This window comes from Enterococcus sp. DIV1767 (assembly GCF_050542585.1).
GTDB lineage: Bacteria > Bacillota > Bacilli > Lactobacillales > Enterococcaceae > Enterococcus_D > Enterococcus_D innesii.
Map to the genome: position 1 here is coordinate 3,089,849 of NZ_CP172936.1, position 19,727 is coordinate 3,109,575.

Here is a 19,727-nt window from a genome sequence, read left to right on the forward strand (position 1 = left end):
CAATAAAAGTAGAAGATAACAGATGGGAGTGTTTCTTATGTTACAACAATATCAACGAATCATGGTAGCCGTCGATGGGTCCAGCGAGTCCGAATTAGCCTTCAAAAAAGCCGTGAACGTGGCACAGCGGAATGATTCTGAATTAGTTTTAGCACATGTGATCGACACTCGGGCCTTTCAAACCGTTTCTTCTTTTGACGGCATGCTTGCTGAGCAAGCAACCGAAATGGCCAAACAAACCTTGAAAGACTATGAGGATTATGCCCGCAAGCATCAAGTAACTGCGGTCAAAACGGTGATCGAATACGGCTCGCCAAAACCGATCATTGCCAAACAATTGCCAGAAGATCACGACATCGATTTGATTATGATCGGTGCCACTGGTTTAAATGCCGTGGAACGAATCTTTATCGGTTCCGTTTCTGAGTATGTCATTCGCCATGCCGGCTGTGATGTGTTAGTTGTACGGACAGACCTAGAAAACAAAGTCCCAGCAAAAGACCACACGAAAGCTTAATAGTGAGACGACCTGCCGCTGCTTGGCAGGTTTTTTTTTTACAAAAAAAACCGTGACAAAAGCAAAAGAGGCAACGAGCGCTCAGGTCTCATTGGTCTTTTTGACTTTGGTCACAGCTCTTTGACAAGTCGGTTATCCAAACTTGTACAGCAAAAAATGAAAGCAAAGTAATAGGTACTCCTATCTAACCATGTTTCCGCTTGATTGTAAATAGTTTTTCTGAATTTTCTGAATAAATAGTTAATTTACCCATCCTTAAATAAAAAAAGCAAAGCGTCGCTTCCCTTAGGAAAAACGACGCCAAAATCTATGGTGATAATGGGCTATCCAAAGGACGCTGGTCAAGAGGATCACAAAGAAAACCGGACCATTCAATAACCAAAAATCAACCGAAGTCGCAGCAAAGCCGTAAAGGATGATAACAATGATGGAAAGAAACAGCGTTGCGATCGTTCCAATGGCTAACCCAAGACTCCCCGCCCCTCTCGTAAACAATTGACTGATGTTGGTCCAATCCAAAAGCAGCAGCCGATAATCACGAGCAAAATATTTCAAGCACAAAAGAAAACTGCTCCAAAGTGCCCCGATTAAAAAAGAGACAGCCAAAATCAGCGGCATTTTGAACAGAAGGACTGCTGCCAGCACGATGACTGCCGTTAAGCTCAGCTGCAAAACGACGCCAAAGCGGAATTTTTCCCGCAAGTAGCGCTTCATCGATAGCGGCAAGGAGCGGACAAACAAGAAATTCTCCTGATCCAGTGAGATCAAATTACTGATAAAAGAAGTCGGGTTGACCATCAATGCTGCCAAGGCGATCCCTGCCACAAAAACGACACCGATAAACCGCTCATCCAATTCACTTAACTGAATCGCTCCTGTAAACACAAAGGACACTAAGAAAATAATGGGCATCAGCAACGAAGAAGAAAAGACTTGCATGATCAAATTCGGATCTCGGATCAACTGCGAATTGTAATTAAACAACAGCTGGCCCAAGCCTTGATTGGGTTTATGCTTCCGACGAACACTCCCTTGGTTGGGCGCCGCGGCTGCCACTTGCTCATAAAACTTCGGCAAGATCAATCGATAGAGGGCAAAAAGCAACACGCCTGCTGTGGCGATGATCCCTAGCAAGCTAAGCAAACCAGTCGTTTGAAACGGTGCCACCATCACATAATAAAAGGGCAATAAAAAGCTGATCGCTCCCCGATCTACCACGTCTGTCTCATAAGTATTCACCTGATTCATCATTAAGACCCCGATCACAACAACCAGCATCGTCACGCCTAGCAATAAACTAGTGACCAATTTTTTATGCTTCAAGAAAAACTTGGTGCGGGTCAGGCTGAAGACGATCAAGCTGCAAATGCTGAAGATCAAGACTAAAAACAAGCCGAACAGCAAGAACGCCCATAAGATCGTCAGCAAGAAAAAGACATTTGCCCGAATCCCTGTCAGGAGAAATAAGACCAACAGAGGAAAAATAAACGGCGCAACGGTGAGAAATACCACCACGATCTTTGCCAAAAAAATTTCACTCTGTCGAAAGGGCAGCGGCAAATACGCTGGCAGATCTTGACTCTCGAAAAAGACATTGTAAATGGACGAAATCCCTTGGGAAAAGCCTAAGATCCCGAACAAAGCGACATAAGCGGTAAAAAAGCCTGGCATCTGACTAAAATCCAATGTGATCATCGTCAACCCATAGACTAGCAGAAACACTACCCCAGAAAGCGCATATTGAAACAACAAATAACTGGTCAAGGTCGAACCAGCCTTGCCTTTTTTGCGGGCTTTGTCTGTCAATTGGGGATTGGCATACCGCAAATTAACGGAGGTCAGCGTCAGAAATTGTTGTTTTCGCATCTACGCTTCCTCCGCTTCTGCAAGAATCGCTTCTTCTTGACTTCTCCCAGTCATTTGCAGATAGATCGTTTCCAAAGAAAGCGACGGATGCTGTGCCAGCAAATCTGCCACTGAGCCATTGTACAGCAGCTCGCCTTTTTTCAAAATCGCCAATTGATCACACAACTGCTGGGCGGTGTCTAAGACGTGGGTGGAAAAAATCACGGTCTTGCCCTTGGCAGCATGCTGTTTCATCATTTCTTTTAAATCATACGCCGCTTGGGGATCTAAGCCTTGTAACGGTTCATCCAAGATCCAAATGTCAGGATCGGGGATCAATGCCCCAATCAGCAGCGTTTTTTGCCGCATTCCATGGGAAAAGCTGGCGATGGTCTCTTCTTCATGAGACAGCATATCAAACAAGCGCCCTAATTTTTGCAAACGCTCGGCCTTTTCCGCTGCTGGCACCTCATACGCGGCGGCAATCAAGTCCCAATACTCCCCTGCCGTTAGCTGTAAAAACAAATCTGGCGTGTCCGGTACATAAGCAATTTGTTTTTTTATCGCTTCGCGATGTTCCACGAGGGATTGGCCATCAAAATAGATTTCTCCACTTGTTGGCTGCAAAATACTCACTAAGCTTTTGATCGTGGTGGACTTCCCTGCTCCGTTGTGTCCCAGAAAGCCAAAGATCTCCCCTTGACGGATCGTCAGGGAAAGATCAGACAACGCTTTTTTTGGTCCATATTGTTTCGTCAGATTCTTGATCTCAATCATTTTCCTGCCTCCTTATTCCATACCTATTGTTATCTTACGCTGAAAAGCAGGAAATGAAAAATGTTTATTGCCATTTTTAACAAATCAATTGACAGGAGCTGCAAAAACAAAGATAATAAGAGCACTTTAGGGGAGTAGCACATGGATCGTTCCATGATCTTAGATCAACAGCAAGCGGGAATCCGCTGGTTTAAGATGTTTCTTGCAAGACCTAAGTGGCAAGGGGCCGCTTAGGTCTTTTTGCAGTTTAAAATGGAGGGAAAACAGTCAATGAGTTCAAGCAAAATGAAAAAAGTGACCGCCGGCGGACTTTTAGTCGCCATGGGGGTGGTCTACGGTGATATTGGTACGAGCCCGCTTTACGTAATGAAAGCCTTGGTGGAGGACAATGGCGGACTACGCACCTTAACACCCGATTTTATCTTAGGCAGCGTCTCGCTCGTCTTTTGGACGCTAACGCTGTTAACGACGATCAAGTACGTCTTGATCGCATTAAACGCGGATAATCATGGAGAAGGCGGGATATTCTCCCTTTATACCCTAGTTCGTAAAAACAGCCGCTATTTGATTATTCCAGCAATCATCGGGGGCGCAGCCCTGCTAGCAGATGGCGTGTTGACGCCAGCCGTGACGGTGACCACTGCCATCGAAGGATTACGGGGGATTCCAGTCTTTTTTGATCGCTTCGGCAATGATCAATCGATCATCGTCGGCATCACCTTAGCAATCTTATTGGTCCTCTTTGCCCTGCAGCGTTTTGGGACTGAGTTTGTCGGCAAAGCCTTCGGACCGATCATGCTAGGCTGGTTCACCTTCTTAGGCATCGTCGGTGTGATGAACTTTGCTGGTGACCTTTCAGTGATTCGCGCCCTTGATCCCCGTTATGCAATCAAATTGCTCTTTAGTCCCGATAACAGCGCCGGTCTCTTTATTCTCGGCAATATCTTTTTGGCAACGACTGGTGCGGAAGCCCTCTACTCAGACTTAGGTCACGTGGGCAAGAAAAACATTTATGCCAGCTGGCCCTATATCAAAATCTGCTTGATGCTGAATTACTTTGGTCAAGCTGCGTGGTTGCTGCAAGTCTATCAAAACCCGACTTATCAAGAAATCGAAAACTTGAATCCATTCTTCCAAGCGTTGCCGCAAGGGTGGACAGTCTTTGGCGTCAGCTTTGCCACCCTCGCTGCCATCATTGCTTCGCAAGCCCTGCTGTCTGGCTCCTTTACCTTGGTTTCTGAAGCCATCAAGTTGAAACTATTGCCGCGGATGCAAATCATCTATCCGGGGGCGTCTATCGGGCAAATGTACATTCCTGCCTTGAACACCTTGCTGTGGATCGCCTGTTCTGGCGTGGTCTTGTTCTTCCAGACCTCTACTCGGATGGAAGCTGCTTATGGATTGGCCATTACGGTAACGATGTTGATGACCACTATTTTGCTGTATTTCTACTTGCATCAAAACAAGAAGACCCGTTTCTTGGCACCGTTCATCACGCTCTTTTTTGCAGCGATCGAGGGGATTTTCTTTATCTCCAGTGCGACAAAATTTTTCCATGGCGGTTACGTTGCCATCTTGTTAGCCAGCGTGATCATCGGCGTGATGCTGATTTGGGAATGGGGCAATCGTATTCAAGAAAATGCTGCCGAAGAAGTTGCACTTTCTACCTACATCCCTCAATTGAAACAGTTGCGGGAAGATGATTCTTTGCCATTATCTCAGACGAATGTCGTCTTCATGGTTCCTAAACTGCAAGACGATCAGATCGGTCAGCAGTTCATCTATTCCATTTTAGACAAACGGCCGAAGCGTGCCAAAGTGTATTGGTTCGTCAATGTGGAAGTCACCGATGAACCCTATACGAAAAAATATGAAGTTTCGATGGCAGATACCGATTTTATCGTTAAACTAAAGCTTTATCTCGGCTTTCGGGTGCCGCAAGAAGTCAATCTCTACATTCGCCAAATCATTCAAGAATTGATGAAAGATGGTCGCTTGCCGCTGCAGCCGCAACGCTACTCCTTAACGCCTGGACGCAATGTGGGTGATTTCCAATTCGTGATGATCGAAGAAGAGCTGTCGAATGCAACGGCATTAAGCAAATGGCAGAAGCAAGTCATGCAGACGAAGCTTTTTATCAAACGCCATACGATTTCACCGGAACGCTGGTTCGGCTTAGAATATAGTGATGTGGTTCATGAGACCGTTCCATTGGTCATCGGTCAGATGAAAGAAAGCTCTCTGACAGAATTACGCATCGAGGAACGCTAAGAAACCGCCAGTCCTGGTTGAACTTTCTGATACTTTCAGGTACACTGAAAAGACAAAGACACAAAGGAGGGAAAACGACCATGATGCGCATGACTAAAATAACAAGTAATGAAAATTACCAACGATACCATATCGCATTTAGCCATGCAATTGGTTTTACAGTTGCTGTTGACGGGACGAGTCTGTCCAAAACAGTGAAATTTACGTAAAATCAATGGCCATCTCAAGGTATTTTTCTCGAAAGAATCTGAGTTTAAATAACACTGGCCATGGATATCCATGGCCTTTTTGAGTGGTCTCAAGGAGAGAGATCATGATCATACAAGCAATTGCTATTAAAAAAACCATCGGCGGGAATCCGTTATTTGAGGAGTTATCCTGCCAAATCGAAGCTAGGGAAAAAATTGCCCTAGTCGGCATCAACGGAACGGGCAAATCAACCTTTTTACAAATCTTGACTGGCGCTGAAGGCGTCGATAGTGGCGTTATTAGCCGCCAAAAAGGCTTGAGGATCGGGACGGTCGAGCAAGAGCTGACCGTTTCTGAAGCAACCGTTATCCACTACCTGCTCCATTCTGCTGCTAACATTCAAGAACTCAAACAACAAATGAGTCATTACGAAGCCTTGATGGCAGAACCCAATACTGATTTAGAGAAGTGTCTGATCCGTTATGGCGAGTTGCAGCAGCGCTTTGAAGAGTTGGGCGGTTATGGATTAGAAGACCGAATTTCCGCGATCTTACAAGGCTTAGGAATTCCCCATCGACAGGACGCACGGCTAACAGAGCTTAGCGGTGGTGAACGGGTCAAAGTCGCTTTAGCCAAAGTGCTAGTTGCCGATGCTGACTTGCTGTTACTGGATGAACCAACCAATCACTTGGATCTTTCAAGTATCCGCTGGTTGGAAAATTATTTACAGAATACGAAAAAAGCGATCCTAGTCGTTTCTCACGATCGGCACTTTCTTGATCAAGTCACCACCAAGACCTGGGAACTGGAAGAAGGCGCCTTGATTGAGTATCCCGGGAACTACAGCCGGTTTCGTGTCTTGAAAGAAGCTCGCTTGGCGGAGCTGACCAAAAACTACGAACTGCAGCAAAAAGAGGTCCAGCGACTGAAAGTCATGATTCGGCGATTTCGTCAGTGGGCCAATGAAGGAGACAATGAGGCCTTCTTCAAAAAAGCCAAAGAATTGGAGCGCCGCCTAGCGAAACTAACCCTGGTCAAACTGCCAGCGCCCCCGAAAAATCGGCTGCATGGCTTGGCAAATGGCGGAAAATCGGGCAAAGAGGTGTTCATCGTTCGCGACTTGCACCAGCAATATGCCGATCAGCTCCTATTCAAAGACAGCAGTTTTGCGGTCTACCGTGGGGAGCATCTAGCGATCATCGGCGACAATGGTACCGGAAAATCAACCTTACTCAAGTTACTCCTCGGTGAGGAAATTCCCAGTGGCGGCACCATCAAGCGCGGCAGCAGCTTACAAATCGGCTATTTGCCCCAGCAACTGCAGTTTGCCGCCCCCGAGAGCCGTTTGTTGGCCTACGTACAGACGTTGACAGGAAACGAAGAAACGGCTCGCCGACAGTTAGCTAAAAGCGGTTTTTATCAAAGTGATGTGGCCAAACGAATCAAAGATTTATCTGGTGGTGAAAAAATCCGTTTGGCGTTACTGAAACTCTTTTTAGAAAAAATCAACGTCCTGATTTTGGATGAACCAACCAATCACCTCGACAGCTATGCCCGAGAAGAAATTGAAGAAATGTTGCAAGAATATCAAGGGACCCTGCTGGCAGTCAGCCATGACCGCTACTTTTTACAGCAGCACTTCCAAGAAGCCTTAGTTATTGAACAGCAGCAGATCACGCGCCAATCTCTGAGTCCCTTGATTGACTAAGACATTGATTCACAACAAAAAACTTGATTTTCCGCCTATGCATTGATTGAACAACCAATGCATACGGTAGGAAAATCAAGTTTTTATTTTTTGATCAATGAATGTTGCCGATCAAGTTGCGGATCGGTTTTCTAGCTAAATACAAGATGATGCCGACAACAACGGCTACTCCGCCGACGATGCCATAGTACATCCCTTCTGTTTGCGGTGTATAGAACCGAGCGATTTGCGCATTGATGGCTTGTGAAGACGCGTCTGCTAGCAGCCAAATCGCCAAGGTTTGTGCTTCAAAGGCTTTTGGCGCTAGTTTGGTCGTCACCGACAAGCCCACCGGTGAAAGACACATTTCCCCAGCAATCATAATGAAGAAGCTCAATACTAACCATAATGGGCTGACCCGTTCTTCTACTCCAAACAAAAGGCTTGGCAGCATCAATAAGAGAAAAGACAAACCGGCTAAGACTAAACCGATGGCAAACTTCACTTCTGTCCGCGGTTGACGAGAACCTAGTTTGGTCCACAACCAAACAAAGACAGGTGTCAGTAAGACAACAAAAAGTGGATTTAAGGTTTGATATAAACTTGCTGGAATATTGATGCCGAATAACGTTGATTGCGTACGGTCAGCGGCAAACAATGCCAAGATCGATGAGCCTTGTTCTTCTAAAGACCAAAAGACGATCGCTGACAAAAACAGCGGAATGTAGGCCAATACTTTTTTCTTTTCATCTGGTGTAACATCTTTCGAACGCAGCATTTTGGTAAAGTAGTAGATCGGCAAGAAAATACCTAGAACACTGATAAAGTTGATAAAGAAATCAACCGTCAGATGCCCCGTTGCAGCTGCTGCGCCAAACAACACTGCCAATGCGAGAAGAACCAGAACGACTGCTCGGAAGAAGGTTTTCTTTTCGGCTGCCGATAAAGGATTCGTTGGCGCGATCGCTACACTTTTCAACGTGGTTTTTCCTTGAACATAATACTGCACCAAACCGATAAACATCCCGATAGCAGCAATCGAAAAGCCTAAGTGGTAGTTAACTTCTTGTCCTAAGATCCCAACGATGATCGGTGCTAACAAGCCGCCGATATTGATCCCCATATAGAAAATCGAGAAACCAGCATCCCGACGGATATCGTCTTTGCTGTACAAATGCCCCACCATACCCGATACGTTGGATTTCAATAGTCCGGTTCCGATGACGATCAGCATCATGGACACAAACAACGCTGGAATCCCTAAAGGTGTTGCCAAAACGATGTGTCCTAACATGATCAAGATCCCACCATAAAAGACGGATTTATTTGATCCTAAAAGACGGTCCGAGATCCAGCCGCCAACAATGCTTGACATATACACTAAGGAACCGTAAATCGACATGATCGCTACAGCCGTTCCTTTTGGCAACCCTAAGCCGCCGTTGGCAACTGCATCGTACATGAAGTACACCAAAATCGCCCGCATACCATAATAACTGAATCGTTCCCACATTTCCGTGAAGAATAAAGTCGACAGCCCTCGCGGCTGACCTAAGAATGTTTTTTCTTTTTCCATATGTAATGGCCCCTTATAAAAATTAGTGAAAATAAAATAGCGGAATTTTTCTGAAAATTCACAAATGCCAGTTTATTCCCATTTGGCGACTTTTACAAGGGTATTTCCCTGAGAACATCCTGCAAAAAAGGAGGGAAATTTAAATTCAAATGAAAACATGATGAGAAACGTTCCAAATAAGTCTAGTATAAAACAATTCCTATATTTATAATTATTAAATATTTTGTTATAAAAATTAGAAAATGGTCTTCACCAATTTTTACCTCTGACACCATTTTTGGGATTTTCCTACAAAAAAACACATGCAAGCATTTCTCTTGCATGTGTTTCAGCTTCTATTCTAAGGAAGGTTTTCGCTTAGCCGCGTAAACGTTCCACATCGCGAGCGATCATTAATTCTTCATCTGTTGGGATCAAAAGCACTTTGACTTTTGACTCTTCAGTTGAGATCACTAATTCTTCGCCGCGTTTTGCATTTTTATCGGCATCTAATTCGCAACCAAACCAAGTCATGCCTTTGATGACTTCGCTACGGACGTGGGCATCATTTTCACCGATACCAGCAGTAAAGACGATCGCGTCAACGCCATTCATGGTTGTGACATAGCCACCGATATATTTACGGATCCGGTCAGTAAAGACATCATAAGCAACTTTGACTTCTTCTTTGTCGTAGTTTGCTTCTAGATCCCGCATGTCACTTGAAATACCAGTTAAGCCTAATAGACCAGATTTTTTATTCAAAACATCCACCATTTCATCGATGTTCAAATCTAATTTTTCCATTAAATATGGTAAAACAGCAGGATCGATGTCACCTGAACGTGTGCCCATCGTTACACCAGCTAATGGCGTGAAGCCCATTGAGGTATCCACTGATTTTCCGCCGTCAACCGCAGTGATCGACGCACCGTTCCCTAGATGGCAAGTGATGATTTTTAATTCTTCGATTGGTTTGCCTAACATTTCTGCTGCACGCTCAGAAACATAACGGTGGCTTGTACCGTGGAAGCCGTATTTACGTACTTTAAACTCGTTATAGTACTCTAATGGCAAGCTGTATAGGTAATTGTGTTTTGGCATCGTTGCATGAAAAGAAGTATCAAAAACAGCGACACTAATGATTTCTGGCAAGATTTTTTTGAAAGCAGTGATCCCCATCAAGTTTGCTGGGTTGTGTAATGGCGCAAATTCAGCCAATGCTTGGATGCGTTCCATCACTTCGTCTGTAATCACAACAGAATCAGGGAAATCTTCTCCGCCGTGAACGACACGATGGCCGACACCAGTGATTTCATCATAGGCACCTAAAATGTTTAATTCGATCAGTTGATCCAATAACATTTTTACCGCTACTTCGTGATCGTTGATGTCGATGATTTGTTCGAATTTTTGATCTTCCCCATATTTGATGGTAAAGATAGAATCTTTCAAACCGATTCGTTCAACGATTCCTTTAGCGACAACTGTTTCCTCTGGCATTTGATATAATTGCCATTTTAAACTTGAACTTCCAGCATTGATTGCGATTGTTTTTGACATGATGATCTCCTTATCCGAATTATATTACAGATTTGCTGCTTTCCAAGCCGCAAATTGTTCAAAAAGTTTTGTGATGTTCTTTGGTTCTTTCAGTGAGGCTAGCTTGACCAGCAAGACTTCGTCTGCTTGTTTGCTTGTCCCTCCATGGTTTTGTAAAAGCAAAATACTTTTACGTGAATGTTCATTTTTAAAGAGTTCTTCAGGAAGCTGAATCATTCCTTGCAAATAAACCTTTTCTTTCAGCCATTTTTTCAAAAATTCACTCTGTTCTGTTTCCAAGAAGTTGCTTGGTACTAAGAACAAACCGTACCCACCTGCTTTGACATAGTTCATCGCTTGTTCCATCAGCAAATGATGGGCGTAACTGTGTCCTTCAGGAGCCGCTGTAATGAAACTTTGGGCTTTTTCATCTTGTGGGTAATAGCCCACCGGTAGATCGCTGATTGCCAGATCCATTGGTTCGATCAATAGCTCTTGTAAGCCATCTTGATGGAACAAATGCAAAGGCGCTTTGGTCCATTCCCCCGTTGCAGCTGCGATCGCCAACAAGGTTTCGTCAATATCCACACCGGTTCCTTCTACTGGCCGCTTGGCTAATTGTAGATTCAGCAAGACTGTCAATAAGAGATTCCCCATGCCTACCGATAAATCCAGAAGTTTCACTGGTTGATCGGCACTGCTTAGTTGCTCGATCAGATAAACGAATAAAAACCCAAGACTATCTGGTGTCAGTTGGTGATTGGCCTGCAAGCGCTCCGTTTGGCTGCCTTTGAGCAAAACCAACTGCGCAAGCTTGCGTTTTTCTTCTGCCGATAGTTCCATTGCTCGAATTTCTTGATAGATGGTTTCTAAACGAGTAGCAGTTGCTTCATCAGGTACCCCATCGATCACACGAACTTGGTATTGATCAACAAAATTTTCGATCGTCTCTACGTAAGCATCAAAAAAAGACGTTTCCAATGCGTTTTGAAGCAATTGGATCGCTTCAACGGTCAAATGAAAAGACGTTTCCATTTTTTCTGCGGACATCTTGCACCTCTTTTCAAAACTATAACAACATATATACCTGTTTAATTTTAGCCGATTCATCCAAAATAATCAATCGCTTTCGTTTAGAATAATTTGTGAAGCTGTAAACATTCTTTTTCTATTTCTGTATGAAAAAGGATGGTCGAAACAACCATCCTTTCCCTGTACTATTCCTCTTAGTCTTCTGTGTCTATTTCAGGCTGTTCTTCGGGTAACAAAAAGGTAAATGTAAAGCGGCGGCTTTTGACATGGCACTCGATCTGTAAGACCTGTCCTTGCCGTTCATAGGTCAACTTTCCCACATTATAAAGACGTGACCCTTGATCAGCCATTTCGTTTTGCAAGAATTCCGCATGGAACAGTTCACTCATGATGCGAGCTTCATAAGTTTCAATGGTTTTTGTATAAAAAAATGCCGTTGTCCGACTATTTTCTAACACCAGTAATAGCATCAAACTCATCAGCTGTACAAACAATAGTGCTGTCAATAAAATACCGCCCTTATGCCGCCTCTTGTGTGTGTATTTTCCATTGCCCAATTTTTTGCTCTCCATTCTCAAAGGAAACGGTAAAGCGGATCGCTGCGCCAATTTTCTCAAAAGACACATCCGCTACTTCTGTCAATAGTGGTTGATAGCCATTGTTGTCCCGTTTCCGCAGCACGCGATTGATGCGATCGATCGTTACCGAATTGTTTTGACTGCTTCGCAAATATAGCGTCGTCTCGCTGACTGATAGATAGGTACAGGTACTTAATTCCCGTTCCAGCTGAAGCAAAAACACATGCCACTCTTGATCTTTGCGAGCCATGATCTGCTGATTGACCGGTGCCAGGTGCTTGACGATCCCACTGATCATCAATAAGCAGATCGCCAATATCCATAAAGACAACAGGCACTCCCACAAAGTAAAGCCTTTACTCTTCATACAAAATCTCCCAGAGCTGTTCGCCACTTTGGATGCGTGCCTGTTGATGCTGCGCTGCTTGCCAAAAGCGAACTTGATAGACCGCCTGACGCTGCGTCGTGTAGGTGATGGCTGAAGAATCAAAGGAATGGTTCTGGACTTCTTCATACAGCACCCTCATCATCTGGGCTTTTTCCTGCAATGCCGCACTTTGAGCAAGTACAGCAGCCTGCATCACTAAAAACAATAAGATACACGTTGCTAACACCCCAAACCCCATCAGGCTTTCGGCCAAGATATACCCGCTATTCAACGATTTTTTCATAACGGCCACTCCCAAATAAAAACTTATAGCTGATGGTTTGCTTTTTCTCCTGCCAATAAAAAACGATCTTTCGCAGACTGCTATTGTTGCCAGATTGACTACTGAACAGGATGTCGGGAAACGCCTGCACCTCTAGCTGTGAAGGAACTTCAATCTTCGTTACCGGCTCAGTTGCAGCGCCATAAAATGAAACAGTTGGCGTTGGCTCTGCTTGATAGACGGCCCGGGTTTGTGTGTTGTCGATGATGGCCGTTTGCTGTAAAGTGTAGAGCCCTTTTTCTAAGCGAGCACAAAAGCCTAAGACTTCGGCAGATTGCTGATAGTATTCAATGGCCACAATAGGAAAAAAGAGAAACATACTACTGACAAGAAGGACCAAAAGGCTTTCTATTAAGGTAAACCCAGCAAAAGAGCGCCATTGACAATCCTCAGTTCCCCTGCTCATAAATCGCATATTGTTCCTCAGATACATACCCTTCAGCAATCAATTCTTCTCTCGAAGGCTCCCGATTTTCATTCAGACGGAAGAGTTCGATCTGGGTTTCCACTACTTTCACGATCGCCGCATTTCCTTTCTCATCAATGATTCCTCTTTGACTGGCAAGATTTGGGACAAACAATAAAACCAAAATACTAATCACTAATAAAACGACTAGCATTTCAACCAATGTAAAGCCTTTTTTGACACGCCAAATCCCCTGCTTGCGAGGAGATGCTACTTTCTTTTCTATCATTCGATCACTCCTTGGATATTTCCATAGATTGGTAAAAACATAGCGGCATAGATCCCAACGATCATCAAAGCAACTAGTAAAAAAATCAAGGGCTGAATCCAGTGGATGGCTTTTTCAATCCGCTGAAACAAGCGTTCCATCAATAATTGGCTGTATAGAAAAAGCTCTTCTCCTAACTTTCCTCGTACTTCTCCTTGAAAGACGATCAAAGAAAATTCTGGTGTGAGAAACGAAAAACGCCGAAGTTTTTCTGGGAGTTCTCCCCCAAGTGTCAAGGTCACTCGCAGCTCTCGTGCTAATTCTTGGATCAAGGTAGCTTTATTGGTGTGCTCCATACACTCAATGATCTGTTGGATATCTAACCCTTGCTGAAACAACTTGCCCCATTCCAATGCGAAAAAACTCGTGTGATAACTCGTGTACAATGCTCCGAACAATGGCAGGCGGCTGAAAAACACAGCTTTTTGCAAGGCAGTGCGGCGGGCAAACACCCAGCGGCTGATCACAAAAAGCAGCCCACTGAACAACAAGAAGAGGATAAGTACTGCGGGTGCCCAAGTGATGGCGCGAATGCCCCAATGACCTTCGTCGATCATGCCAGAGGCTAACAATTGGGGCAATAAAAAGCGGTGCATCCCAAAAAGCGCAGCTAGTAAAAAGACCAGCAACAAAAGCGGATAGGCAGCTACTTTGTACAGCAGCTGTTTTTGCTTGTTGACCAATGTGTGGTAGTCGACCATCCGCCGCAAGGTCGCCGTGAGATCCCCATGCCTTTCTGCTAAATGAAGCTGACTTTTTTCAGTAGCTGATAACGATAACGGCGCTACCGCTGCTGCAAAGCTTTGCCCTTGGGCAAGATGGACAATCAGCTGTTCGATCACAGGTTCAGAAAACTGGCGGCTGCGCAGCAGCACTTGGAGGCTTTCTTGTAGGGAAAAGCCACTCTCCAATAACACCGTGAAGGTGACTAAGAGTGCTTCAGTTGCACGGCGTGGTAGCTGGGGCTTCTTTTTCATAAACTTCATCGCTGATCCACCCACTTTCTTTCACTCGGTTTAGTACGTGTTGCCACTGTTTTTCCACTTGCCCCTCATAAAAGTGATACGCCAGCAATCCATGAGGTTCATTCGCTTCATTTGGCAGCAATCGCTGATAAATGATCCCTTGCAGCGCATGTGCCAGACGATCGTCTGTCCCGAGCAATTCCAGCAGCCGCGTCTTGGTTTCTGCTACACCTCGGGCATGGATCGTGGCAAATACTCGGTGACCTGTCAGAGCGGCTCGAACAGCGGCTTGCGCCGTTTCTTTGTTACGGATCTCGCCGATCAAAAGCAGGTCCGGACGATGCCGCAAAGACAAGCGAATCAATTCATCATAATCTTGCCCGATCTTCAAATTAGTTTGTAGCTGCAAAAAGCGCGGCTCTTCGATCTCGACGGGATCTTCAATGGTAATAACTTGCCCCTTGGTTGCCCGTGCTAACTGATACATGAGGGTCGACTTTCCTGAGCCAGTGGGGCCTGAAAACAAATACAGCCCTCTTTGTTTGGTCCCCTGTTGGATCTGCTGGACATCTTCTGCAAAGAAATAGCGCAGATGCTCCTGAGTCAAGGGATAAAGAAACCGCATCACGAGACTTTCACGCCCTTGGTAGTCACCGACTGTGGAGATGCGCAGCCGCTGCAGCTGATCATCTATCGGATAACTGACTGCGCCTAACTGAGCTTTACGCCGCTCTCCCACCTCCATTCCTCCTAAAAATTTGAAGCGAGTGATCAGCTGCTGGGCTTCTTCGTTGGTCAGTACTTGATAGGTCTTTCTGAGATAGCTTTTACTGAAAGTCACCTCCATCTGTGAACCGCTAGGCAAAATGGCCAGATCCTGCATGCGTTCTTGTCTTCCATAAAGAATCAACTCGTCTGAGAATGCTTGAATATCCACGACTTATCCCTCCTAAAAAGAAATACGCAAACGCTTTGAGAATAGAAAAAAAGATGAAGCAAATTTGCTTCATCTTTCATCATTCGTTTATTTCTGTGGTTCTTTTGCCACAAATTGGGCTTCCACCCGATAGATTCGCTGACCGCGGCTGGAGAATTTTTCTTCATATTCCGTCATGATATTGTTCTCAAAGGTACTGTTATGCAGGTCCAACCAAACTTGTTTGATGATCATGCCATATTGAGAAAAGCTCGCTAAGGAATACTCAAACAATCCTTGGTTGTCCGTTTTGAAATGGATCTCGCCATTAGGTCGTAAAATTTGCTCGTCCACTGCTAAAAAGGCTTTAGAAGTCAAACGGCGCTTCTCATGCTTCTTCTTAGGCCAGGGATCAGAAAAATTCAAGTAGATCTGGTCTACTTCATTGTCCGCAAAATAGTTGGTCAAAGCCGAACCATCCACATGCAGCAGTTGCAAGTTTGGGATCTCCTGCTCGATCATTTTATCCAATGCGATTGAAACGACACTGATCTGCATCTCTACCCCAATATAATTGATCTCGGGATGAGCTTTCGCCATTTCTGTAATAAATTGGCCTTTTCCCATGCCGATTTCGATGTGTAGCGGATGATCATTGCCAAAGCGTTCATGCCAACGCCCTTTCCATTCGGTAGGCTCTGCAACGACGTATTGTGGATGAGCTTCAATCAGCTCTTTTGCACCTGCACGTTTTCTTACTCTCATGTTTCTTCCTTTCCGAAAAAACAAGATGGAACCAAATTGCCTCGCTCCATCTTCTCTTCATTCACTATAAATTCGTTTTAATTGTAAAATCTCTGCATTCATGGCTTTGTAATCGCCCCGCAGATAATATTTTTTGACCTCTTGCAGCATACTCAACAATGCATACCAATAAATCTTTTCGATCACTTCGCTGCTGCTATGGATACCATAGCGCACCAGCCAATGAGACCAGCTGGATAGCGGCACATAGTGACCTAAAATAGTCCCGATATCGATTGCTGGATCTGCAAACATCACGGAATCCCAATCGACTAAATATAAATAATTTTGACAAACTAGCCAATTTCGATAATTGACATCGCCATGGACGACCGCGGCTTTTTGCTCGTCAAAAGCTGGAATATTAGCTTTTAAATACTCGGTGACCAAATGAATAAAACCGTTTTGGGCGACCGCAGAAGGTAGTTGATCCTGATAATCCATCAGCATCTGTTCAGGCGATCTGACTTGTCCCCCTATTTTACTTAGCATCTGTGCCAGTGTTTTTGAATGATGCAAGTGATACAACACATCAATGACGTCATTTCTTTGGCCGATTTCATCGGGATCTAAGACCCGTCCATCCAGCCATTCTTGTGCGGAGAGCGTATCGCCATTTCCCGTCCGTTTCGTCCAGACGAGTTTGGGTGCAATGCCCTCTTTAGAGAGTGCCGCAAGCATCGGGGTCGTATTTCGTTTGATAAAGACTTTGTCGTTGTCCTTGAGCCCGATATAGGCTTTCCCGGTGTCGCCTTTGATCGGCCGCATACGCCAATCTTGATCCAAGCGAATATCCATCCTAGCTTCTCTCCTTATTTCGCAGTACCTCTTATTCTAGCTTCCTAAAGGGTCGCCGTCAAGCGCATATGCGTTCGCTTTTTGTAAGAGAAGCCACTTGTGGATCAAGCATGCATTTTCTTTAATCGCCCTGGTAAATAGCTGCCTAAAAAGAGACCCGCAAACCCTAAGAAGCCAAGAAACGCGATACCGCCTTGCCAAACAAAAGGCAAGCGCAAGCAACAGATCACGCCGAAAAGAACTGCGGTCACCAGTAAAAGTGCCCCAAGAATTTTTTTGATCGCTGCGGCTTTTTGTTTTTCTGGCACGGGATACAGATGGGTCAAAACCATGTATTGAAATTCATTGATCAAAGGAATCAATTGGAAACCGATCAGATAAAGAAACAAGCAGCCGATCAGCAGACTGATCCAAAGCTCATCGACAAAGAATAAGACGAACCCACCAATCAAGGATAAACGGACATAAAGGCCACCGTATTGTCCACCACGAATCACTCGGCGCAAGTAAAGATAGAGGTACGTATTGCTGTGCACTGGCTTGATCTTTGCCAGCAACCAGTCGAGGTATTTGCGCCGTTTGGCTTCCGTCGTGATTTGGGGAACATCTGTAAATAAGTTGATAAACCGATAGATCCGCATTAAGCGCGACTGTTCGGCTTGGATCATATAGTCCCAATCTAAAAGCTGGCTATCGGCTTTCAGTCCAAAGAGGAACCAGATTGCTTGGAGGATGCTGATCACCAACCCTAACCAAGGTACTACATAAATACTAGCAAGTGCAGCAACTAGCGCACTGACCATCCAGATGCCTCGCTGCTGTTTGACTTGCTGCTGGGTTTCTTGATACAAACGGATCCGTTGTAGTGAAAGATCCCCCAGTTTTAAGAGCCACATCATCCCTAAAAAGTATGGGAATGAGGCAAAGGTGCTGTTTGCTGTGACCACGACCAAAGGCATCGTTGCCCCTACGGTTAAAAATAAAACCCCAAAGGGCAGCCAGAGGGAATAACGTAACGCTTGGCTGAGGTAACTTGTCATTTGTCCTTCCTTGGCTAAAAGAAAAATCAAGTCTGCCGGTTTTGTCAATGTCGCTAAGCGTCCTAACGGTAAAACAAATAACCAAACAGCCACCACGATGACGCCGCCTAAGGGAAACGGCCGCGGCAATGTTTTTAATAACTCCGAATAGTAAAGACCGAGGCCTCCGACTAAAAAGGTGCTGATCAAAGCAAAATGATCATTGAAGACATAGCGCAAATAGCGTGTCATCTGTTTTTGATGCCGCTGTAAGCGTTGCGAGAAAAACTGCTTCATGCTTGACTCTCCTTTGTCAGTGCGAGGTACAGATCATCAAGGGAGGCTTCCGGTGCTTGAAATTGGCTTCTTAGTTGCGCCAAGGTCCCTTGTGCGCGGATCTCACCGTTATGCAGTAGAATGAATTTATCACAATACTTCTCTGCGGTTGCTAAAATGTGGGTGGACATCAAAATCGATGCTCCAGTTTGTTTCATCTCATTCATCAGTTCCAATAATGCATTGATCGCTAAAGGATCCAATCCTAAGAAGGGTTCGTCGATGATGTAAACGCTTGGTTCAATCAAAAAGGCACAGAGCACCATGACTTTTTGTTTCATTCCTTTTGAAAAATTTGCTGGGAACCAATCGAGTTTGTTTTCTAAACGAAACGTTTTTAACAAGCGTTCTGCTCGCTTCATGGCTTCTCCTTGCGGAAGATCGTAGGCCATCGCCGTCACTTCGATGTGCTCTCTTAAGGTCAATTCTTCATATAAAGAAGGGGTTTCAGGGATATACCCGATTTGTTTGCGGTATTGCTCTGGGTTTTCTTTCAGGGTCAGGCCATCGATCGTGATGGTGCCGCTGTGAGGTTGCAGTAACCCGATGATCTCTTTGATCGTCGTACTCTTTCCTGCCCCGTTCAAGCCGATCAAGCCGACGAGTTCCCCATCGCCGATCGTAAAATCAATATTTTTTAAGACTGGCAGTTGATTATAGCCGCCTGTCACGTTTGCTACTTGTAAAGTCATTTTCTTCCTCCGATTCACCTAATTACGACACTTTTTCAACGTAGGCTCTTTTTGTTCAATTCAGTCAGCTGGCAAAACAGTTATTTATTTTTCTTTATTCGTAACTTGCAAGATAAATTCGTTTTCTCCCACTGTAATGGGGTCTTGCGGCAGTTCTTGGCTGCCAAAGCGCTCTTGCCACGTTTGTGCTTCGCTGGCTGGAAAGACGACCATTTGGATCGCACCAGCAGCAAGACGGGTGGTAAATGCTTGGACAGCAGCTGGTTCAGCATAAGAAACCAGACTGATCCTCAGCTCTTCTTTTTGATACCCTTGGTCAATCGCCCATGCTTCAACGGCTGCTTCCAATTCACTTTGCACCGCAGGGTCCATTGCTGTTTCAGTGACAATGGCGGCATTGACTACTTCTTCTTGCGGACGTGTCAGAGAATAAGTGATTGAACCAGCAAACACCACAAACAGCGTGATCGCGATCAACCACTCTTTATAGGCATAGGCTAAGTAGCGAAGCTTCGCTGAAGTCGTTGTTTTTTTCTGTAAGGTTTCTCTAATGATCGGTTTCATAGGTTCCTTCTTTCCAAATGATTTCTGATATTAAGTCTAGGGTTGTTGGAATCTAAATGCAAGCGTTTCTCGCTCGCTTTTCGCATTTCTTTAAAAAAGCGCCTTTGTTGAAGGAACAGTTGCCTTGTTCCGACTTTTTCAAAGAGGAAACCAGACGAAAAAAAGCAAAATATGGTAAAGTAGAGGTACTAGATCA

At 44.8% G+C, this 19,727-nt stretch carries 21 protein-coding genes; 4 read left to right on the forward strand and 17 right to left on the reverse strand.

Features of this window, described 5'->3' with window-relative positions:
• Window positions 1-37 precede the first annotated feature (37 nt).
• The gene (locus IGI78_RS14560) at window positions 38-517 is read left to right on the forward strand and encodes a universal stress protein (protein WP_010749033.1); all 480 of its coding nucleotides are present in this window, start codon (window positions 38-40) and stop codon (window positions 515-517) included.
• A 285-nt stretch (window positions 518-802) separates the two neighbouring features.
• Here the strand turns inward: IGI78_RS14560 and IGI78_RS14565 are convergent, their stop codons facing one another.
• Entirely contained in the window at window positions 803-2,383 is a 1,581-nt protein-coding gene (locus IGI78_RS14565) for an ABC transporter (protein WP_159160635.1), read from the reverse strand.
• Complete coding sequence (locus IGI78_RS14570; RefSeq protein WP_005227750.1) at window positions 2,384-3,139, reverse strand: ABC transporter ATP-binding protein; 756 nt, start codon at window positions 3,137-3,139, stop codon at window positions 2,384-2,386.
• Between the two features lie 270 nt (window positions 3,140-3,409).
• On the opposite strand from IGI78_RS14570, the gene IGI78_RS14575 reads away from it, so the two are divergent.
• From IGI78_RS14575 to IGI78_RS14585, 3 genes are all read left to right on the forward strand, one after another.
• A complete protein-coding gene (locus IGI78_RS14575; protein WP_194195256.1) occupies window positions 3,410-5,410 on the forward strand; it encodes a KUP/HAK/KT family potassium transporter in 2,001 nt (666 codons plus the stop codon).
• Between the two features lie 80 nt (window positions 5,411-5,490).
• Window positions 5,491-5,619 (forward strand): hypothetical protein, encoded by a 129-nt coding sequence (locus tag IGI78_RS14580; protein WP_005233423.1) that lies wholly within the window; start codon window positions 5,491-5,493, stop codon window positions 5,617-5,619.
• Between the two features lie 104 nt (window positions 5,620-5,723).
• Window positions 5,724-7,307: an ABC-F family ATP-binding cassette domain-containing protein gene (locus tag IGI78_RS14585; RefSeq protein ID WP_195266243.1), complete on the forward strand. Its 1,584-nt coding sequence runs from the start codon at window positions 5,724-5,726 to the stop codon at window positions 7,305-7,307.
• Window positions 7,308-7,401: 94 nt separating this feature from the next.
• Here IGI78_RS14585 and IGI78_RS14590 read toward each other — a convergent pair whose 3' ends face one another.
• The 15 genes from IGI78_RS14590 to IGI78_RS14660 all read right to left on the reverse strand — a co-directional run bounded on the left by IGI78_RS14590 (window position 7,402) and on the right by IGI78_RS14660 (window position 19,531).
• A complete protein-coding gene (locus IGI78_RS14590; protein WP_005227746.1) occupies window positions 7,402-8,862 on the reverse strand; it encodes a peptide MFS transporter in 1,461 nt (486 codons plus the stop codon).
• A gap of 357 nt (window positions 8,863-9,219) precedes the next feature.
• The gene (locus tag IGI78_RS14595; protein ID WP_096741835.1) at window positions 9,220-10,404 is read right to left on the reverse strand and encodes an acetate/propionate family kinase; all 1,185 of its coding nucleotides are present in this window, start codon (window positions 10,402-10,404) and stop codon (window positions 9,220-9,222) included.
• Window positions 10,405-10,428: 24 nt separating this feature from the next.
• Window positions 10,429-11,433: a class I SAM-dependent methyltransferase gene (locus IGI78_RS14600; RefSeq protein WP_081117827.1), complete on the reverse strand. Its 1,005-nt coding sequence runs from the start codon at window positions 11,431-11,433 to the stop codon at window positions 10,429-10,431.
• Between the two features lie 176 nt (window positions 11,434-11,609).
• Window positions 11,610-11,921, reverse strand: a complete 312-nt coding sequence (gene comGG / locus IGI78_RS14605) for a competence type IV pilus minor pilin ComGG (protein ID WP_229045643.1) — start codon at window positions 11,919-11,921, stop codon at window positions 11,610-11,612.
• Window positions 11,922-11,934: 13 nt separating this feature from the next.
• Window positions 11,935-12,360, reverse strand: coding sequence for a competence type IV pilus minor pilin ComGF (gene comGF / locus IGI78_RS14610; protein ID WP_195266246.1), 426 nt, complete (start codon window positions 12,358-12,360; stop codon window positions 11,935-11,937).
• Window positions 12,350-12,664: a hypothetical protein gene (locus tag IGI78_RS14615; RefSeq protein WP_077452347.1), complete on the reverse strand. Its 315-nt coding sequence runs from the start codon at window positions 12,662-12,664 to the stop codon at window positions 12,350-12,352. The genes comGF and IGI78_RS14615 overlap by 11 nt, the downstream gene beginning before the upstream one ends.
• Window positions 12,645-13,136, reverse strand: a complete 492-nt coding sequence (gene comGD, locus IGI78_RS14620; protein ID WP_353934542.1) for a competence type IV pilus minor pilin ComGD — start codon at window positions 13,134-13,136, stop codon at window positions 12,645-12,647. Before comGD ends, IGI78_RS14615 begins: the two co-directional genes overlap by 20 nt.
• Window positions 13,093-13,398, reverse strand: coding sequence for a competence type IV pilus major pilin ComGC (gene comGC / locus IGI78_RS14625; protein ID WP_077452349.1), 306 nt, complete (start codon window positions 13,396-13,398; stop codon window positions 13,093-13,095). The genes comGD and comGC overlap by 44 nt, the downstream gene beginning before the upstream one ends.
• Window positions 13,395-14,423 (reverse strand): competence type IV pilus assembly protein ComGB, encoded by a 1,029-nt coding sequence (gene comGB / locus IGI78_RS14630; protein WP_081117830.1) that lies wholly within the window; start codon window positions 14,421-14,423, stop codon window positions 13,395-13,397. Before comGB ends, comGC begins: the two co-directional genes overlap by 4 nt.
• The gene (gene comGA, locus IGI78_RS14635; RefSeq protein ID WP_081117831.1) at window positions 14,377-15,339 is read right to left on the reverse strand and encodes a competence type IV pilus ATPase ComGA; all 963 of its coding nucleotides are present in this window, start codon (window positions 15,337-15,339) and stop codon (window positions 14,377-14,379) included. Before comGA ends, comGB begins: the two co-directional genes overlap by 47 nt.
• Window positions 15,340-15,426: 87 nt before the next feature.
• Entirely contained in the window at window positions 15,427-16,083 is a 657-nt protein-coding gene (trmB, locus tag IGI78_RS14640) for a tRNA (guanosine(46)-N7)-methyltransferase TrmB (protein ID WP_077452352.1), read from the reverse strand.
• A 57-nt stretch (window positions 16,084-16,140) separates the two neighbouring features.
• A complete protein-coding gene (locus IGI78_RS14645; protein WP_077452353.1) occupies window positions 16,141-16,920 on the reverse strand; it encodes a phosphotransferase family protein in 780 nt (259 codons plus the stop codon).
• A gap of 104 nt (window positions 16,921-17,024) precedes the next feature.
• Window positions 17,025-18,236, reverse strand: coding sequence for an ABC transporter permease (locus IGI78_RS14650; protein ID WP_195266248.1), 1,212 nt, complete (start codon window positions 18,234-18,236; stop codon window positions 17,025-17,027).
• Window positions 18,233-18,967, reverse strand: a complete 735-nt coding sequence (locus IGI78_RS14655) for an ABC transporter ATP-binding protein (RefSeq protein WP_077452355.1) — start codon at window positions 18,965-18,967, stop codon at window positions 18,233-18,235. Before IGI78_RS14655 ends, IGI78_RS14650 begins: the two co-directional genes overlap by 4 nt.
• Before the next feature lie 84 nt (window positions 18,968-19,051).
• Complete coding sequence (locus IGI78_RS14660; RefSeq protein WP_081117833.1) at window positions 19,052-19,531, reverse strand: hypothetical protein; 480 nt, start codon at window positions 19,529-19,531, stop codon at window positions 19,052-19,054.
• Window positions 19,532-19,727: the final 196 nt, after the last annotated feature.

What these genes read in the sequence shown, in the direction of transcription:
- IGI78_RS14600 (WP_081117827.1), bottom strand. Translation starts at nt 11,433, where the DNA reads ATGTCCGCAGAAAAAATGGAAACGTCTTTTCATTTGACCGTTGAAGCG.
- trmB (WP_077452352.1), bottom strand. Translation starts at nt 16,083, where the DNA reads ATGAGAGTAAGAAAACGTGCAGGTGCAAAAGAGCTGATTGAAGCTCAT.
- IGI78_RS14580 (WP_005233423.1), top strand. Translation starts at nt 5,491, where the DNA reads ATGATGCGCATGACTAAAATAACAAGTAATGAAAATTACCAACGATAC.
- IGI78_RS14575 (WP_194195256.1), top strand. Translation starts at nt 3,410, where the DNA reads ATGAGTTCAAGCAAAATGAAAAAAGTGACCGCCGGCGGACTTTTAGTC.
- IGI78_RS14660 (WP_081117833.1), bottom strand. Translation starts at nt 19,531, where the DNA reads ATGAAACCGATCATTAGAGAAACCTTACAGAAAAAAACAACGACTTCA.
- IGI78_RS14565 (WP_159160635.1), bottom strand. Translation starts at nt 2,383, where the DNA reads ATGCGAAAACAACAATTTCTGACGCTGACCTCCGTTAATTTGCGGTAT.
- comGD (WP_353934542.1), bottom strand. Translation starts at nt 13,136, where the DNA reads ATGTATCTGAGGAACAATATGCGATTTATGAGCAGGGGAACTGAGGAT.
- IGI78_RS14615 (WP_077452347.1), bottom strand. Translation starts at nt 12,664, where the DNA reads ATGAAAAAATCGTTGAATAGCGGGTATATCTTGGCCGAAAGCCTGATG.
- comGF (WP_195266246.1), bottom strand. Translation starts at nt 12,360, where the DNA reads ATGAAGAGTAAAGGCTTTACTTTGTGGGAGTGCCTGTTGTCTTTATGG.
- comGB (WP_081117830.1), bottom strand. Translation starts at nt 14,423, where the DNA reads ATGAAGTTTATGAAAAAGAAGCCCCAGCTACCACGCCGTGCAACTGAA.
- comGC (WP_077452349.1), bottom strand. Translation starts at nt 13,398, where the DNA reads ATGATAGAAAAGAAAGTAGCATCTCCTCGCAAGCAGGGGATTTGGCGT.
- IGI78_RS14650 (WP_195266248.1), bottom strand. Translation starts at nt 18,236, where the DNA reads ATGAAGCAGTTTTTCTCGCAACGCTTACAGCGGCATCAAAAACAGATG.
- IGI78_RS14590 (WP_005227746.1), bottom strand. Translation starts at nt 8,862, where the DNA reads ATGGAAAAAGAAAAAACATTCTTAGGTCAGCCGCGAGGGCTGTCGACT.
- IGI78_RS14645 (WP_077452353.1), bottom strand. Translation starts at nt 16,920, where the DNA reads ATGGATATTCGCTTGGATCAAGATTGGCGTATGCGGCCGATCAAAGGC.
- IGI78_RS14595 (WP_096741835.1), bottom strand. Translation starts at nt 10,404, where the DNA reads ATGTCAAAAACAATCGCAATCAATGCTGGAAGTTCAAGTTTAAAATGG.
- IGI78_RS14585 (WP_195266243.1), top strand. Translation starts at nt 5,724, where the DNA reads ATGATCATACAAGCAATTGCTATTAAAAAAACCATCGGCGGGAATCCG.
- IGI78_RS14560 (WP_010749033.1), top strand. Translation starts at nt 38, where the DNA reads ATGTTACAACAATATCAACGAATCATGGTAGCCGTCGATGGGTCCAGC.
- IGI78_RS14655 (WP_077452355.1), bottom strand. Translation starts at nt 18,967, where the DNA reads ATGACTTTACAAGTAGCAAACGTGACAGGCGGCTATAATCAACTGCCA.
- IGI78_RS14570 (WP_005227750.1), bottom strand. Translation starts at nt 3,139, where the DNA reads ATGATTGAGATCAAGAATCTGACGAAACAATATGGACCAAAAAAAGCG.